General features: G+C 69.8%; 15 protein-coding genes, 1 other RNA gene and 1 pseudogene. 3 read left to right on the top strand and 14 right to left on the bottom strand.

The window, feature by feature from the left end; translation table 11 throughout:
• Window positions 1–114: 114 nt before the first annotated feature.
• From murD to rnpB, 9 genes are all read right to left on the bottom strand, one after another.
• Window positions 115–1,524 (bottom strand): UDP-N-acetylmuramoyl-L-alanine--D-glutamate ligase, encoded by a 1,410-nt coding sequence (gene murD / locus C1707_RS00325; protein ID WP_101712397.1) that lies wholly within the window; start codon window positions 1,522–1,524, stop codon window positions 115–117.
• Window positions 1,525–1,537: 13 nt separating this feature from the next.
• Entirely contained in the window at window positions 1,538–2,653 is a 1,116-nt protein-coding gene (gene mraY / locus C1707_RS00330) for a phospho-N-acetylmuramoyl-pentapeptide-transferase (RefSeq protein ID WP_101712396.1), read from the bottom strand.
• The gene (locus C1707_RS00335; RefSeq protein WP_101712395.1) at window positions 2,653–4,038 is read right to left on the bottom strand and encodes a UDP-N-acetylmuramoyl-tripeptide--D-alanyl-D-alanine ligase; all 1,386 of its coding nucleotides are present in this window, start codon (window positions 4,036–4,038) and stop codon (window positions 2,653–2,655) included. The genes mraY and C1707_RS00335 overlap by 1 nt, the downstream gene beginning before the upstream one ends.
• On the bottom strand, window positions 4,031–5,488 hold the full coding sequence (locus C1707_RS00340; protein ID WP_101712394.1) for a UDP-N-acetylmuramoyl-L-alanyl-D-glutamate--2,6-diaminopimelate ligase: 1,458 nt from the start codon (window positions 5,486–5,488) through the stop codon (window positions 4,031–4,033). The genes C1707_RS00335 and C1707_RS00340 overlap by 8 nt, the downstream gene beginning before the upstream one ends.
• Window positions 5,485–7,248 (bottom strand): peptidoglycan D,D-transpeptidase FtsI family protein, encoded by a 1,764-nt coding sequence (locus tag C1707_RS00345; protein ID WP_101712393.1) that lies wholly within the window; start codon window positions 7,246–7,248, stop codon window positions 5,485–5,487. Before C1707_RS00345 ends, C1707_RS00340 begins: the two co-directional genes overlap by 4 nt.
• Window positions 7,245–7,676: a cell division protein FtsL gene (ftsL, locus tag C1707_RS00350; protein ID WP_101712392.1), complete on the bottom strand. Its 432-nt coding sequence runs from the start codon at window positions 7,674–7,676 to the stop codon at window positions 7,245–7,247. The genes C1707_RS00345 and ftsL overlap by 4 nt, the downstream gene beginning before the upstream one ends.
• Window positions 7,673–8,614 (bottom strand): 16S rRNA (cytosine(1402)-N(4))-methyltransferase RsmH, encoded by a 942-nt coding sequence (rsmH, locus tag C1707_RS00355; RefSeq protein ID WP_101712391.1) that lies wholly within the window; start codon window positions 8,612–8,614, stop codon window positions 7,673–7,675. The genes ftsL and rsmH overlap by 4 nt, the downstream gene beginning before the upstream one ends.
• Complete coding sequence (locus tag C1707_RS00360) at window positions 8,611–9,078, bottom strand: division/cell wall cluster transcriptional repressor MraZ (protein WP_101712390.1); 468 nt, start codon at window positions 9,076–9,078, stop codon at window positions 8,611–8,613. The genes rsmH and C1707_RS00360 overlap by 4 nt, the downstream gene beginning before the upstream one ends.
• A gap of 268 nt (window positions 9,079–9,346) precedes the next feature.
• An RNA gene (rnpB, locus tag C1707_RS00365) (RNase P RNA component class A) lies at window positions 9,347–9,730 on the bottom strand.
• A gap of 37 nt (window positions 9,731–9,767) precedes the next feature.
• Between rnpB and C1707_RS26505 the strand changes: the two are divergent.
• Window positions 9,768–9,927 (top strand): annotated as a pseudogene (locus tag C1707_RS26505) (hypothetical protein).
• On the opposite strand, the gene C1707_RS00370 reads toward C1707_RS26505, so the two are convergent.
• The 3 genes from C1707_RS00370 to C1707_RS00380 are packed head-to-tail and all read right to left on the bottom strand — an operon-like array spanning window position 9,891 to window position 12,111.
• Window positions 9,891–10,496, bottom strand: coding sequence for an FMN-binding negative transcriptional regulator (locus tag C1707_RS00370; RefSeq protein ID WP_101712389.1), 606 nt, complete (start codon window positions 10,494–10,496; stop codon window positions 9,891–9,893). The pseudogene C1707_RS26505 and the gene C1707_RS00370 sit on opposite strands and share 37 nt — an antisense overlap.
• Window positions 10,496–11,221 (bottom strand): N-acetylmuramoyl-L-alanine amidase, encoded by a 726-nt coding sequence (locus tag C1707_RS00375; RefSeq protein WP_101712388.1) that lies wholly within the window; start codon window positions 11,219–11,221, stop codon window positions 10,496–10,498. Before C1707_RS00375 ends, C1707_RS00370 begins: the two co-directional genes overlap by 1 nt.
• The gene (locus tag C1707_RS00380; RefSeq protein ID WP_101712387.1) at window positions 11,218–12,111 is read right to left on the bottom strand and encodes a DMT family transporter; all 894 of its coding nucleotides are present in this window, start codon (window positions 12,109–12,111) and stop codon (window positions 11,218–11,220) included. Before C1707_RS00380 ends, C1707_RS00375 begins: the two co-directional genes overlap by 4 nt.
• Window positions 12,112–12,269: 158 nt before the next feature.
• Here C1707_RS00380 and C1707_RS00385 point away from each other — a divergent pair, with 158 nt between their 5' ends.
• Window positions 12,270–13,745, top strand: coding sequence for a flavin-containing monooxygenase (locus C1707_RS00385; RefSeq protein ID WP_101712386.1), 1,476 nt, complete (start codon window positions 12,270–12,272; stop codon window positions 13,743–13,745).
• 19 nt (window positions 13,746–13,764) lie between these two features.
• Here C1707_RS00385 and C1707_RS00390 read toward each other — a convergent pair whose 3' ends face one another.
• Window positions 13,765–14,235 carry a hypothetical protein gene (locus tag C1707_RS00390; protein ID WP_101712385.1) on the bottom strand — a complete coding sequence of 157 codons (471 nt, stop codon included), beginning with the start codon at window positions 14,233–14,235 and terminating at the stop codon, window positions 13,765–13,767.
• 355 nt (window positions 14,236–14,590) lie between these two features.
• On the opposite strand from C1707_RS00390, the gene C1707_RS00395 reads away from it, so the two are divergent.
• Window positions 14,591–14,980: a hypothetical protein gene (locus C1707_RS00395; protein WP_240633831.1), complete on the top strand. Its 390-nt coding sequence runs from the start codon at window positions 14,591–14,593 to the stop codon at window positions 14,978–14,980.
• Window positions 14,981–15,002: 22 nt separating this feature from the next.
• Here the strand turns inward: C1707_RS00395 and C1707_RS00400 are convergent, their stop codons facing one another.
• On the bottom strand, window positions 15,003–15,656 hold the full coding sequence (locus C1707_RS00400; RefSeq protein ID WP_101712383.1) for a DUF3052 family protein: 654 nt from the start codon (window positions 15,654–15,656) through the stop codon (window positions 15,003–15,005).
• Window position 15,657: the final 1 nt, after the last annotated feature.

Below are 15,657 nucleotides of genomic sequence, written 5' to 3' on the forward strand. Positions count from 1 at the left end.
GCCGCAAGGGCAGGAGGGGCGGCGTGCCGGGCACGCCGCTGGCGTCTCACGTGTCAACGGAACCAGGGGTTCCCGCCACAAGGGCGGGAATGACGGGAGTATAGGTGGGCTGACCTAGGCCCGCTTGGCCTTCGGCCTCACCAGGCCGTTGACCGCGGCGCGGAAGGCCTCGCCGCGGGCTTCGAAGTCGCTGAACTGGTCGAACGAGGCGCAGGCCGGCGACAGCAGGACGATGGCGTCCTGGCCGCTGGCGGCGGCGTCGGCATGGGCGGCGGCGACGGCGGTCTCGATGTCGCCGCATTGCTTGACCGGGGCCTTGCCGTCCAGGGTCTTGCCGAACGCCTCGGCCGCCTGGCCGATAAGGTAGGCGCAGGCGACGCGCGGGAACAGGTCGGCCAGGTCCTCGATGCCGCCGGCCTTGGGCACGCCGCCGGCGATCCAGTAGAACTTGGGATAGCTCGACATCGCCTGGCGGGCGGCGTCGGCGTTGGTGGCCTTGCTGTCGTTGACGAAGGCGACCTTGCCGATCTTGCCGACCGTCTCCATGCGGTGCGCCAGGCCCGGGAAGGTCATCAGGCCCTCGACCGCCTGCTGGGGCGGGATGCCGATGGCGATGGCCGCGGCGTAGGCGGCGGCCGCATTTTGCCAGTTGTGGCGGCCGGGCAGGCTTCTGGCTCGAAGAAGATCGGCCATTTCGGTAACGCGTTCGCCGGTGGCGTCGTACAGCACGCCTTGCAGGGCGTAGACGCCCCGACCCATGGCCTTGCCGGCGCTGATCGGCCAGATGGTGCGGCGGTTGGCGGCGGTGATCTCGGTGCAGATCTGCTGGCACCAGGGATCGTCGACCCCGATGATCGCCGTGTCGCCCTTGCCCTGGTTCAGGAAGATGCGGCGCTTGGCGGCGATGTAGCCTTCCATCGAGCCGTGGCGGTCGATGTGGTCGGGCGACAGGTTGAGCAGAACCGTGGCGTCGGCGTGCAGGCTGGAGGTCAGGTCCAGCTGGTAGCTCGACAGCTCCAGCACGTAGACCGCGCCGCCGTGCATGTCTTCCAGGCCCAGGATCCCGGCGCCGATGTTGCCGCCGACGCGGGTGTCGCGGCCGGCCTGCCGGCAGACGTGGCCGATCAGGGCAGTGGTGGTCGACTTGCCGTTGGTGCCGGTGATGGCGATGATCTTCGGCTTCTTGTGCTCGGGCGCGGCGTTGACCGTGCGGGCGAAGAGCTCGACGTCGCCCAGGATCTCGACGCCGGCCGCCTTGGCCGCCTCGACGGTCCAGTGGGGCTTGGGATGGGTCAGCGGCACGCCGGGCGACAGCATCAGCGCGGCGAACTGGCTCCAGTCGGCCGTGGACAGGTCGACGACGGGCAGGCCCTCGGCGCGGGCGGCCTCGCGGCCGGCCTCCTTCTCGTCCCACAGCGCCACCTTGGCGCCGCCGGCGATCAGGGCGCGCGCGGCCGTCAGGCCGGTGCGGCCCAGGCCGAACACCGCGACCGTCTTGTCCTCGAACCCACGGACCGGGATCATCCTACGCCCTCCCCTACCGCAGCTTCAGCGTGGCGAGACCGACGAACGACAGCATCATGGCGACGATCCAGAAACGGACGACGACGGTGCTCTCGGCCCAGCCCAGCTTTTCGAAATGGTGATGGATCGGCGCCATCAGGAAGATGCGCTTGCCGGTCTTCTTGAAGTAGGCGACCTGGATCATCACGCTCAGCGCCTCGGCCACGAACAGGCCGCCGACGATGCCCAGCACCAGCTCGTGCTTGGCGCACACGGCGATCGAACCCAGCGCGCCGCCGAGGGCCAGCGAGCCGGTGTCGCCCATGAAGATCTTTGCCGGCGGAGCGTTGTACCAGAGGAAGCCCATGCCGCCGCCGATGATCGCGCCGCAGACCACGGCCAGTTCGCCGACGCTGGGCACGAAGTGCAGGTTCAGATAGTCGGCGAACTTGTAGTTACCGACGAGGTAGGCGATCAGGCCGAAAGTCGAGGCGGCGAACATCACCGGCACGATGGCCAGGCCGTCCAGGCCGTCGGTCAGGTTCACGGCGTTGGAGAAGCCGGCGATCGTGATCGCGGCGAAGGCCACGTAGAACCAGCCGAGATTGATCACCAGGTTCTTGAGGATCGGGAAGACCAGCGAGGTCTCGAGCCCCGGCGTCATCTGCGACTTCGGCGCGAAGATGATCAGGGCCACGGCCGCCAGGATCGAGACGATGAACTGGGCGACAAGCTTCTGGCCGCTGGAAAGGCCGGCGGTCGTCTGCTTGGTGACCTTGGCGTAGTCGTCCATGAAGCCCAGCACGCCGAAGGCCGCGGTGATACCCAGCACCACCCAGACGTGGACGTTGCGCAGGTCGGCGAACAGCAGCGAGCCGACGAACAGGCCGGCCAGGATCATGAAGCCGCCCATGGTGGGCGTGCCGGACTTCTCCAGCACGTGGCGCTCGATGCCGTCGGTGCGGATCGGCTGGCCCTTGCCCTGCTTGGCCTTCATCCAGCGGATGAAGCGCGAGCCCATGGCTACGGCCACGATGTAGGCCGTCAGCATCGACATGCCGGTGCGGAAGGTCAGGTACTTCAGCAGGTTCAGGACCGGCACGTGCTCGTGCCCGCCGCGCGAGAGCCATTCGTAGAGGAAATACAGCATCAGACTTGTTCCCGCCGGCCGAGCGCGGACAGGGCGGCGGCGACAGCGCCGGCCCGTGACCCGTTCGACCCCTTCACCATCACCACGTCGCCGGGCTGCATGGCCGCGACGATCTGCTGCGCCAACGCGGGCGCGGCGTCCGCATAGCCGCCCCGGCGCTCCTGCGGAAGCGCGTTCCACAGCGACATCATTAACGGGCCGGCGCAGAAGACGAGATCGATGCCGGCCTTCTCGATCGCGTCCGCCAGTTCCGCGTGGAAGCGCGGGCTGTCGGGCCCCAGCTCCAGCATGTCGGTCAGGGCCACGATCCGGCGGCCCGCGACCTTGCGCGCGCCCAGCGTGGCCAGGGCCGCCTGCATCGACACCGGATTGGCGTTGTAGCTCTCGTCGACCAGGGTGAAGGCGCCGCCGTCGATGGCGATCTCCTGCTCGGCCCCGCGCCCTTCGATCGGCGCGAAATCGGCCAGGGCGGCCAGGGCCGTGGCGCGGTCGACGCCCAGCGCCTCCAGCATCAGCAGCACGCACAGGCTGTTGGGGCCCCAGTGCACGCCCGTCTGGCGGATCGGGAAGGAGGCGGCCTGGCCGTCCAGCTCGGCGACGACCGTCGCGCCGGCCCCTTCGACCACGAAGTCGACGAGGCGGGCGCTCGTCCCGTCGCGGCCGAAGCTGCGCACGACGGCGCCGGCCGTCTCGGCCTCGGCCTTCAGCAGGTCGAACCACTGATTGTCGGCGTTCAGCACGGCGACGCCGCCGGGCTCCAGCCCGTCGAAGATCTCGGCCTTGGCGCGGGCGACGCCGATCTCGCCGTCGGCGAAGTTCTCCAGGTGCACCGGGCCGACCGTGGTGATCGCCACCGCGTGCGGGCGGATGAACTTCGACAGCGGCGTGATCTCGTCGGCGTGGTTCATGCCGACCTCGAACACCGCGCGCTCCGTGTCGCGCGGCATGCGAGCCAGGGTCAGCGGCACGCCGATATGGTTGTTGTACGACTTGACCGAGGCGTGGGCCTTGCCGGCGCGGCGCAGGCCGGCCTCGACGGCGCGGGTGACGCTGGTCTTGCCGACCGAGCCGGTGACCGCGCCGCGACGGGCCTGGGGCGCGCGTTCGCGGGCGGCGACGCCCAGGGCTTCCAGGGCCGCGAAGGTATCGGCGACGACGACGGCGGGGGTCTCGACGGCTTGCGAGACCAGCGCGCCGGCCGCGCCCTTGGCGGCGGTCTGGGCGACGAACTCGTGGCCGTCGCGCACGCCGGCCAGGGCGACGAACAGGTCGCCCGGCTCGACCGTGCGGCTGTCGATCGACACGCCGTTGGCGGCAAAGTCGCCGGCGACCTGGCCGCCCGTCGCGGCGGCGATCTCTTCAGCCGTCCAGAGGGCTTCAGGCATCGACGGCCTCCAGCGCACTCAGGGTCTCGGCCACGTCGTCGAACGGGTGGACGACGCCGGCGACGGTCTGGCCCTGCTCGTGGCCCTTGCCGGCGACGACCAGCACGTCGCCGTCCTGAAGAAGGGCGACGCCGGCGCGGATGGCCTCGCGGCGGTCACCGATCTCGCGCGCGCCCGGGGCGGCGGCGAGGATGGCGGCGCGGATGCTGGCGGGATCTTCCGAGCGCGGATTGTCGTCGGTGACGATGGCGACGTCGGCCAGGCGCGCGGCGATCTCGCCCATCTGCGGACGCTTGGTGCGGTCACGGTCGCCGCCGGCGCCGAACACGGCCACCAGCTTGCCGCGCACGTGCGGGCGCAGGGCCTTCAGCACCGTCTCCAGGCCGTCGGGGGTGTGGGCGTAGTCGACATAGGCCTCGCCCTTGCCGGTTCCCTTGCCCACGCGCTGCAGCCGGCCGGCGGCGCCTTCCAGCTTTTCCAGGGCGGACAGCACGGCGTCGAGATCCTCGCCCGCGGCCAGCACCAGTCCGGCGGCGACCAGCACGTTCGACGCCTGGAAGTCGCCGGCCAGCGGCAGGCGGACTTCGAACTGACGGTCCTGGGCCTCGATCTTCAGCAGCTGGCCCCAGGGGGCAGGCTCGCGCGAGATCAGCTTCAGGCCCTGGCCCTGCTCGCCCACCGACAGGATGGTCTCGCCCGAGGTCACGGCGGCGGCGGCGAAGGCGGGGAAGGCGTCGCTGTCGGCGTTGAGCACGGCGGTCGCGCCGCGCGGCAGCAGGGCTTCGAACAGCCGCAGCTTGGCGGCCCGGTAGCAGCCCATGGTGCCGTGATAGTCCAGGTGGTCCTGGGTGAAGTTGGTGAAGCCGGCGGCGCTGATCTTCAGCCCGTCCAGGCGGCGCTGGTCGATGCCGTGGGACGAGGCCTCGACGGCCAGATGGGTGACGCCCATGCCCGCGAGCCTGGCGGCCATCTCGGCGACGTCGGCGGCGTCGGGCGTGGTCAGGCCCGGCGGGGTTAGCTGCTCGTCCGGGACGCCCGGCGCGCTGACGACGACGCCCAGCGTGCCCATGCTGGCGGCCTTCTTGCCCAGCAGGGCGAAGATCTGGCGGGCGAAACCGGCGACCGAGGTCTTGCCGTTGGTGCCGGTCACCGCGATCACCGTGGCCGGCTGGGCGGCCCAGAACTCGGCGGCCGCCAGGGCGTAGGCGCGGCGGATGTCGGTCGCGTGGGCGGTCGGCACCGAAAGCCCGGTCACGTCGTCGGGGGCCAGGATGGCGGCGGCGCCCGAGGCGATCGCCCCCGGAACGAACGTGCGGCCGTCGACCTTGCTGCCCGGCAGGGCGGCGAACAGGAAGCCTTCACGCACCTTGCGGCTGTCGGCGGTGACGCCGGCGATGGCCGGGTCAGCGTCGAACGGACGGTGCAGGATCTGTGAAAGCGTCTTGGTCAAAGTCCCGCCCCTGGCGTGGTGGCTTTCGGCTGGGCGCCGGCAATGATGAGTTCGTTCCGGCGCTGGACGCCGAGGAACGGGGCGATGCGGTCGATGACGCGGCCGGCGGCCGGCGTGGCCACCCACCCCCCGGTCGAGAAGCCGAAGGTCTTGGCCGTGCCGTGCGGTTCATCCAGCAGGATCAGGACGAAATAGCGGTCGGCCTCCAGCGGCCCCTCGGTGGGGAACACCGCGGCGAAGGACGAGACCTGGCGCTGGTGGTTGTAGCCCCGGATCGACGGGTCGTACTTCTCGCCGGTGCCGGTCTTGCCGCCCACCGACAGCCCCTTGACGTCGGCGGTCTTGCCGCTGCCGCCGGTGACGTTGGCGCGCATGATCTGCAGCATCTGCTGCGAAGTTTCCTCCGACAGCACGCGCGGACCTTCCGGGCGCACGCCGGGCGCCAGCTTGCGGATGGTCAGCGGCGGCATGGTGCCGCCGTTCAGCAGCGGGCCGAAGGCGCGGGCCAGCGCCAGCGGACTGACGTTCATGCCGTGGCCGAACGAAGTGGAGGCCACCGCGTCCTCGTCCCACTTCTTGGGGGTAAGGGGGCGGGCGGACTCGCGCAGTTCCACCTTGGCCGGCTTGGTCAGGCCCAGGTTGTTGTAATACTGGCTCAGCCGCTGGGCGCCGACGCCCTCGGCCAGGCGCGCGGTGCCGATGTTGGACGAGTGCTGGAACACCTCGACCAGGGTCAGGATCTTGCGCGAGGCGTGGTAGTCGTGGATCGTGCGGTAGCCCAGCTTGTAAGGCTCGCGGGCGTCGAAGGTCGAGCTGGGCGTGGCAACGCCCGTGTCGAGGCCGATGGCGACGGTGAAGGCCTTGAAGGTCGACCCCATCTCGTAGACCGAGGCGGCCGCACGGTTCAGCTTGGCGTCGTCGCTGGCCTTGCCCGGGTCGTTGGGATCGAAGTCCGGATAGCTGGCCAGCCCCAGGATCTCGCCGGTGTGGACGTTGGTGACGATGCCGACGGCGCCGCGCGGACCAAACTCCAGGGCGGCCTTGCGCAACTCGTCCTCGAGCGCGGCCTGAACGCGCAGGTCGATCGACAGGGCGATGGGCGCGGCGCCCTCGCCTTTCGCGGCCGCCGCGTGGATGTCGTCGTTCAGCGCGCCCTCGGCGCCGGCCAGGCCCTTGCCGCCGCCGTCGACGAAGCCGACGAAGTGCGCGGCCGAGACGCCCAGCGGATAGACCCGGCGGGCCTGTTCCTCGAACTCCACGCCCGGCAGGCCCAGGTTGAAGATGGCGTCCTTCTGGGCCGGATCCAGGCCGCCCAGCAGGAAGGTGCGGCGATCGCCGAAGATGGCCTTGTCCAGGCGCTTGGCCGGCACCTGCGGCAGGGCCTTGCCCAGCGCGGCGCGGGTGGCCTTGGCGTCCCACACTTCCTTGGGGTCGATGTAGAGCGCGTAGTGGGTCAGGTCGACCGCCAGCAGCTTGCCCTCGCGGTCGGTCAGGTCGCCGCGCGCGCCCTCCATGGCCGCCAGGTAGCCGCCGTTCTTGCCGGCGTTGGAGAACACCGCCGCCCATGTGGCGCCGACCGCCAGCACCATGAAGGCGCAGCCGAACAGGGCCAGGACGAAGAAGATGCGGATGCTGGTGTCGTCCTCGGGCTTGGCCGCGGCGCGCGAGCGCTCGAAGGCGTGCTCCAGGCGCCAGACGCGCTCGATCAGCCAGCGCCAGGCCGGACCGCCGCCATGGGGGACGAGGTTGGCCAGGCTCATCGCGGAGCCTCCTCGGCGCCGGCGCTGACGCCGTCGGGGGCGTCGGCGGCGGCCAGGGCCGGGTCGGGCGTGGCGGCGATCGGCGGAGCCGGCGACTTCGAGGGGGGAACGGGCTTGCGGGCCACGTCGATCAGCGCATCCTCGCTGGTCTCGCGGTCGGGCGAGATCGGGGCCAGCTGCGCGGCCTGGGCCAGCGACTCGATGCGGCGCGGCTGCTCCAGGTGGGCGACCTCGGCCTGCAGCAGGCGCACCTTGATGCGCTCTTCCTCGATCTGGCGCTCGACCGAGGCGATCTCGGCGCGCTCGCGGCCGGCGAAGGCCTTGGCCATGTAGACGCCCAGCACCAGGGTCAGCAGCACGCCGACGCCGACGATGTCGACGACGCGGAAGCCCCGCACGCGGCGATCGAAGACCTCCGAGATCCTCATGCCGAGGCCTCCCAGACGGGGGCCTCGGTGCGGATGGCCGCGCGCAGCTTGGACGAGCGGGCGCGCGGGTTGGCGGCCAGCTCTTCCTCGCCCGGCGCGATGGCCTTGGTCTGGATCAGCTTGAAGCTGGCCGGCGCGCCCTGGGCGGTCGGCGGCGCGTGGCGCGAGCCGCCCGGCGTGCGACCGGCGCGCTCGGCCAGGAAATTCTTGACGATGCGGTCTTCCAGCGAATGGAAGGTGACCACGGCCAGGCGGCCGCCCGGCTTCAGCACGGCCTCGGCAGCGGCCAGGCCGGCTTCGAGCTCGCCCAGCTCGTCGTTGACGGCGATGCGCAGCCCCTGGAACGAGCGCGTGGCGGGATGGACCTTGGCGCCCTTGCGCCCGCCCAGGGCGCGCTCGATCACGGCGGCCAGATCGAGCGTGCGGGTGAAGGGCTGCTCGGCGCGGCGCTTGACGATGAAGCTGGCCACGCGCCGCGAGGCGTGCTCCTCGCCGTAGACATAGAGGATGCGGGCCAGCTCGACCTGGTCGAGCGTGTTGACCAGGTCGGCCGCCGTGGGGCCGTCGTCGCCCATGCGCATGTCCAGCGGACCGTCGCGCATGAAGGAGAAGCCGCGCTCGGCTTCGTCGAGCTGCATGGAAGACACGCCAAGATCCAGGGTTACGCCGTCCACCGACGCAGGCCCAAAATAGGCGGTGATTTGCGAGAAACGGTCCTGAATCAGCCGAAAGCGACCATCCGTCGCGGGAAGATCGGCCGTGAAGCGCTGCACCGTCGGATCGCGGTCGAAGGCGGTGACCGAGGCGCCGCTGGCCAGGATCGCGCGGGTATAGCCGCCCGCCCCGAAGGTGCCATCGAGGATCATGTCGCCGGGCTTGGCGTCGAGCGCCTCGACCACTTCGCCCAGCAGGACCGAGATGTGCGGCGCGGCGCTCATGCGACGCCTCCCAGGCGGGCGGCGCGCTGCTGGGCGCGCAGGGCGGCCAGGCCGTCGCGGGCCAGTTCGCGCTGGGTCGCGCGGTGGGCCTGGAAGGCGTCGCGCGACCAGATCTGGAAACGCTCGCCCAGGCCCACGATCGTGACCTCGTCGGTCAGGCCGAACATGTCGCACAGCACGTCGGGCAGGGTGATGCGGCCGGCGGTGTCGAACGACAGGCGGGCCATGCCGCCCAGGACGCTGGTCTCCAGCGCAGAGCGCACCGGATCGCCGAAGGGCAGCTCGTCGATCACCGCCTGGTAGCGGTCGAACAGAGCCTTGCCGCCGGCTTCCAGGCAGTCGGCCTCGATCGAGGGGAAGCAGAAGATGCCGTCGAAGGGGCCCGAGACGGCGGCGCGGAACTCCTGCGGCACCACGAGGCGCCGCTTGCTGTCCAGCTGCTTCTCGAACGTCGAGAGGAACACCCCGCCAACCCTTGCCCAAAACGCCGTCGCCCCAGCACGAGTCCGACCGGCCCGAATGGGTTAACATGGGATGAAGTGGGAAACAATGACACCAGAGGCCATTTCGCCAGGAATTCAAAGGCGCTAGCGGTAATATCGAACCGCTCAAATTGGTTAATTTCGGAACATACAGACAACTGGATTTCTATCCACAGACTCGCGCACAGACGCGTCCCATCGCCGCCCATTTCGGGGAGCCTTGGGGCGCTTGGGGTTGCGGAAAGTTTGATGGACCAGACGGCCTGTAAGCCGGGTTCTGTGCCGCCCCTGTGAACAGGGACGCGACGATCATTCCTCTTGGCCGCCCATTGCTGGACGACTCTCGCGACCAACCCGGATCCTCTCGGCCAGTGACGACCTAGCCGGCAAGCCGGCGCGGGATCCCTATTCGGTCTTGCTCCAGGCGGGGCTTGCCATGCCGTCCCTGTCGCCAGGTCCGCGGTGGGCTCTTACCCCACCCTTTCACCCTTCCCGCCCCGTAGGGAGGAGGTTTGCTTTCTGTGGCGCTTTCCCTGGGATCGCTCCCGGTGGGCGTTACCCACCGCCTTGTCACCGTGGAGCCCGGACTTTCCTCGACTCCCTTGCGGGATACCGCGATCGCCCGGCCATCTGGTCCGCGCTCTCTTTGACGGCGGATGGACCGGCGGTCAATGACGGATCGCCGCGCGTCCTTCGAGGCTCGCCTTCGGCTCGCACCTCAGGACGAGGTGTTCAGTGCAAGGAAGTCCTCATCCTGAGGCGCCCGCGCAGCGGGCCTCGAAGGACGCAAGGCCTCAGCCCTCGCCCCGCATCCACTCAGCCACCGGGTGATCGCCCAGCGCCGCGATCACGCCGGCGCGTTCGGCCTCGCGCTTGTTCTGGCCGAGCTTGAACGTGCCTTCCAGGCGCTCGACGTGCAGCCGGGCGCCGACGATGCCGCGCAGCAGGGCGTCGAACTTGGCGGGGGTCATCTTGTCCCGCGTCCAGACCGGCTTGGGCAGGAGGCGCGCCTCCTCCTGGGCCGACAGGTCGTCGAGCAGCTGGATGGTCTCGGCGCCCGACAGCGGCGTCACGAAGCCCTCGGCCTCGACCGAGACGTAGTTCCAGGTCGGCACCTGGTCGTCGGTTCCGTACCAGTCGGGACTGACATAGGCGTCCGGACCGCTCGCCAGGGCCACGGCGGAAAAGCCGGTGACCACCGCCCCGGCCAGCGCGTTCATCCGCGACAGGTGGAAATCCAGGAACAGGCCGTCGGCGTCCAGGTCGCGCACGACCACCGGCGCCTGGGCCACGAACGGCCGGCCGCCGACGCTGGCGCACAGCGTCACGAACGAATGCTCGGCGAGGAAGGCGAGCAGGCGCGCGCGGTCCTCGACGTGGAACGACCTGGCCGGATGCATCAGGCGCCCGCCGCCGCCCGCAGCAGGCCCACCAGACGCGCGCGGGTCTCGCCGTCGGCGACCCCGTCGAAGCGGCTCTGCAACCAGTGGCGCTGGAAGGCGGCGACCACGGTCTCGGTCCATTCGTCGTACTGGCCCGAGGGCGCGCAGTCGAAGCCCAGGCGGGTCAGCCCGGCCTGCAGCGCGAAGACGCCGGTCCCCTCCTCGCCCCGCCCCAGCGGCGCGCCGGGCGACGACGGCGGCTCGACCCACAGGCCGTGGCCGCTTTCCGCCAGGCGCTTCCAGGGGAACAGCTCGCCCGGATCGATCTTGCGGGCGGGGGCGACGTCGGAGTGGCCGATGATGCGGTCGTCGTCGATGGTCCAGCGCGAGCGGATGTCGGCCAGCAGGTTGATCACCGAGGCGACCTGCGCTTCGGGAAAGGCGCGGTAGCCGAACTCGTGGCCCGGGTTGACGATCTCGATGCCGATCGACGACGAGTTGATGTCGCGCACGCCCTTCCAGAAGGCCGCGCCGGCGTGCCAGGCCCGCCGCTCCTCGGCGACCAGGCGGAACACCCGGCCGTCTTCTTCCACCACGTAGTGGGCGCTGACCTTGGCCTCGGGATCACGCAGGCGCTCGATGGCCGCCTCGCCGCTCTCCATGCCGGTGTAGTGCAGCACGACGGTGTCGGGCACGGCCTTGCGGGCGTCGAAGTTCGGCGACGGGGCCTCGACGATGGTCATTGCGAGCGGTCCTTGAGAAACATCAACAGCGGCGTCACCTGGTTGCGGCGCAGGGCCACGATCAGAACGCCGGCAAGCGCCAGAGCCGCGCCCAGGCCCATGCGCAGGTCGAAATGGTCATGGGTGATGGCCACGCCAAGACCTATGGTCATCAGCGGCGTCATCAGGGTGAGCGGAGCGATCAGGTTGGCCTCGTAGCGCTGGATCAGCCCGTAATAGCCGGTGTGGGCGATCACCGACACCACCAGCGCCGAATAGGCCACCGCCCCGACGAACGGCCAGCCGACGGCCAGGGCCTTGCCGGTCGCGCCGGGCTCCAGGGCGAGACTCGCCGCCGCCAGCAGCCACACCGAGGTAAAGCCCACCCAGGCCTGCAGCTGCAGCGGCTTCACCCGCTGGATCTGCTTCATCATCACCGCCCCCAGCGAGCCGGCCAGGGCCGAGGCCACGACCAGCCACAGCCCCAGCGACAGGGAAAAGCCGTGCGGGTTCCAGATCACGATCAGCGCGCCGGCCAGCGTAAGCGCGATGCCGACGCCGCGCCGCCAGTGGATCTTCTCGCCCAGCATCAGCACCGACAGCAGGGTGGTGAACGGCACGCCGGCCTGCACCACCACCGCCGCGGCCGACGGCGAGGCGGTCTGGAAGCCCATGAACAGCAGGGCGAAACCTCCTGCCCCCATCAGCACGCCGACCGCCAGCATCCGCCAGGTCGGCCGGGGCGCGGGCAGCAGCCACGGCAGGGTCACCGCCGCGACCAGGGCGAAACGCACCGCCGCGTAGAACAGCGGCGGCACGCCCCAGTGGGCGACCACGATCTTGGAGACGATGTTGTTGCTGGCCCAGATCAGGCAGATCAGCACCAACAGGCCGAAGTCGCGTAGGGACATGCCTCTCCGCATACGCGGCCACGAGGACCATGCGCAATGAAAACCGACGCCGTCGCACGCGCCGCAATTGACGTCGGGTCCAAACGGTCGTTTGCTGGTGAACATCGTTCACTTAAAACAGGATCCGGGCTCACCGGACCACGGGGACGGAGACGGCCATGAGCACGGAATACTTCGACGTCTTGATCGTCGGCGCGGGCCTTTCGGGCGTCGGCGCGGCGCATCACCTGACGCGGCGGGCGCCGGGCAAGACCTACGCCATTCTCGAGGCCCGCGACGCCATCGGCGGCACCTGGGACCTGTTTCGCTATCCGGGCATCCGCTCGGACAGCGACATGTACACCCTGGGCTACGCCTTCAAGCCGTGGCGGCAGGCCAAGGCGATCGCCGACGGCCCGTCGATCCTGAACTACGTGCGCGAGACCGCGACCGAGGCCGGCGTGGACGAGCACATCCGCTTCCGCCACAAGGTGCGCCGCGCCGAATGGAGCAGCCAGACCGCCAGCTGGACCGTCGAGGCCGAACGGCTCGACACCGGAGAGATCGTGAAGATCGCCTGCGGCTTCCTCTACATGTGCGCCGGCTACTACGCCTACGACGCCGGCTACACGCCCGACTTCGAGGGGACCGACAGCTTCAAGGGCCGCATCGTCCACCCGCAGCACTGGCCCGAGACCCTCGACTACGCCGGCAAGAAGGTGGTGGTGATCGGCAGCGGCGCGACCGCGGTGACCATCGTGCCGGAGATGGCCAAGACCGCCGCCCACGTCACCATGCTGCAGCGCTCGCCCACCTATGTGGTCTCGCGTCCCGCCGAGGACGGCCTGGCCAACTGGATGCGCGCGAAGCTGCCGGCCATGACCGCCTACGGCATCACGCGCTGGAAGAACGTGCTGATCACCATGCTGTTCTTCAACCTGGCGCGGAAGAAGCCGGCCAAGACCAAGGAGCGGCTGATCAACCTGGTCCGCGACCAGCTGCCCAAGGACTACGACGTCGAGACCCACTTCACGCCGCGCTACAATCCGTGGGACCAGCGGCTGTGCCTGGTGCCCGACGCCGACCTCTTCGACTCGATCCGGAACGGCTCGGCCTCGGTGGTCACCGACCATATCGAGCGCTTCACCGAGAGCGGCCTGCTGCTGAAGTCGGGCAAGACGCTGGAGGCCGACATCGTCGTCACCGCCACCGGCCTGCGGATGCAGCTGATGAGCGGCATGGAGGTGGTGGTCGACGGCGCCGCCGTCGATCTGGCCAAGGGCTTCAGCTACAAGGGCATGATGTTCAGCGACGTGCCGAACCTGGCCTCGGCCTTCGGCTACACCAACGCCTCGTGGACGCTGAAGGCCGACCTGACCAGCGAGTATGTCTGCCGGCTGCTGAACCACATGGACCGGACGGGCATGGACATCTGCGTCCCGCACCTGGACCAGCCCGGCATGGCCGCCGCGCCGTGGCTCGACTTCTCGTCGGGCTACGTGCAGCGGGCCATGGACAAGTTCCCCAAGCAGGGAACCAAGGCGCCCTGGAAGGTGCACCAGAACTACGCCCTGGACCTGGCCGCCCTGCGCCTGGGCAAGCTGGACGACGGGGTGATGCGGTTCTGGCGAAAGAGCGCCAAGGCGGCGGCCTGACCGGCCGCCGCCCCGCGCGTCAGTTGATCGCGACCGGCGCGGGCGAGGTCACTCCCAGATAGCCCAGAACCCCGTAGTACGACACGACATCGGTGAAGATGCCGCCGCCCGAATAGCCGGCGCTGGGGTTGGTCCAGTAGACCGAGATGGTTTGCTTGCCCGTCGGGTGGAGCGGCCCCAGCAGCATCTCGAAATTGTCGATGTAGAGCATGCCGGGGGCCACCCGGACGTTCCATGGCGTGCCCACGAAGGTGAACTGGTCGCAGCCCGAGCCGCCGGTGACCGTGGCGCTGGTGACGCTGGCCGAGGCGCCGCCCGCTGGAACACTGAAGGTCATGGCGATGTCGCACGACGCCCCGCCGTCGAAATTCATGATGCCCACGGTGGTGAAGGTGGTCGGATTGGGCGTGATCACCTGGGCGTGGGCGCCAGTGGCGGCAAGCGCCCCCGACATCAGGACGAGCGCGAAGACGCGCGAGATCCAGGACATTGGCGACTCCCTAGTCGTTGGTTGCTTTTGCACAACCATCGGTACAATTTACAGTCATGTAAATCAATGCCGGGAGCGACTTGCGACGGCATGGAACCCAAGGCCCAGCTTGCCGTTCCTGATCAGCGTTCACACCCTATGATGGGCGCGAAGCAGTGGAGCGGGGCATCATGCGGGCGGTTCTGACGAAGATTGCGATTCTGGGCGCGGCGGCGTCCCTGGCCACCGGCTGCGCCACGGCCCAGCCCAGCTATCCGGCCAAGCCGTCCCAAGCCGCCACGGCCAGCAAGCCTCCCCCGCCCCCGCCAGGGACTCCGACGGCGACGGCCGCCCCGACGGCTGGCGCGAGAAGTCGATGGAGATCGGCACCCAGCCGGCCCGCGACGTCGGCCTGTCGAAGAAGAAGATCCCGCCGGTGCTGGAAGAGGCCCTTGCCGATCCCTACAGCCTCAAGGGGCTGAAGACCTGCGCCAAGCTGGTGGCCGAGATCCAGCGGCTGAACGACGTCCTGGGTCCGGACTACCAGACCGGCAACGAGTACACCGAAAACCGCACCGGCAAGCTGGCCGAGGCCGGCGGCAAGGCGATCGTCAACTCGATCATCCCGTTCCGCAGCCTGGTGCGCGAGATCTCTGGCGCGGCGCCGGCCGACCGCCACCTTGAAGCCCTCGGCGACGCCGGCCTGGCGCGGCGCGGCTTCCTGCGCGGGGTTCACCAGAAGCAGGGCTGCAAGCAGCGGTTCTAGACCACGCCTGCGGCCGGCGCCGTCAGCTACTCTCGTCGTCGAAGCCTTCGTCCTCGACGACGACCGGGGCGCTTGCACCCTTGCGCCGCACGAACCGCAGGGCGGTGTGGGTCTTGGAGAAGGCGCAGACCTTGGTGTCGACCAGGCCCACGCCGCGGGCGGAGGCCATGACGTCGACGTCCTTCAGCGGCGCGGCCTTGCCCTTCTGGGAGACCACCCAGATCGCCCCCTTCTCGGCCAGGGCGCCCTGCAGGTCCTCCAGGCGATCGAGCTGGCCCAGGTCGTCGGCGGCCAGGAACAGCAGGTCGACGTCCTCGAAGTCCTCGCCCGGTCCGATCTCGGCCTCGACGCGGCCGGCCAGTTCCTCGAGGAAGGCCTCGTCGTCGACGCCGTCGACGACCACCGTCATGCCCGGCTTGACGCCCAGCTTGTCCAGCCGCGTGGGCGGGTTGAGGATGGCGTGCACCCACTTTTCGGCCTGGCCCGGATCGAGGGAGAAGCGCGTGCCGTCCGACAGCACGATGTCGTCGCCCTCGGCGCGGATCCCGCGCAGGGCGTGACCCTGATAGATGCCGCGAACCGCCCCGCGGAAGATCAGCTTGGGCGGCTCCCACAGGAGCTTGCCGTCGCTTTCGCCGTCGCTGAGCTGGCCCCAGGCGCGCGCTTCCCTGCCCATG

The sequence above is a fragment of the Caulobacter flavus genome, from assembly GCF_003722335.1.
In the GTDB taxonomy this organism is placed as follows: Bacteria; Pseudomonadota; Alphaproteobacteria; order Caulobacterales; family Caulobacteraceae; genus Caulobacter; species Caulobacter flavus.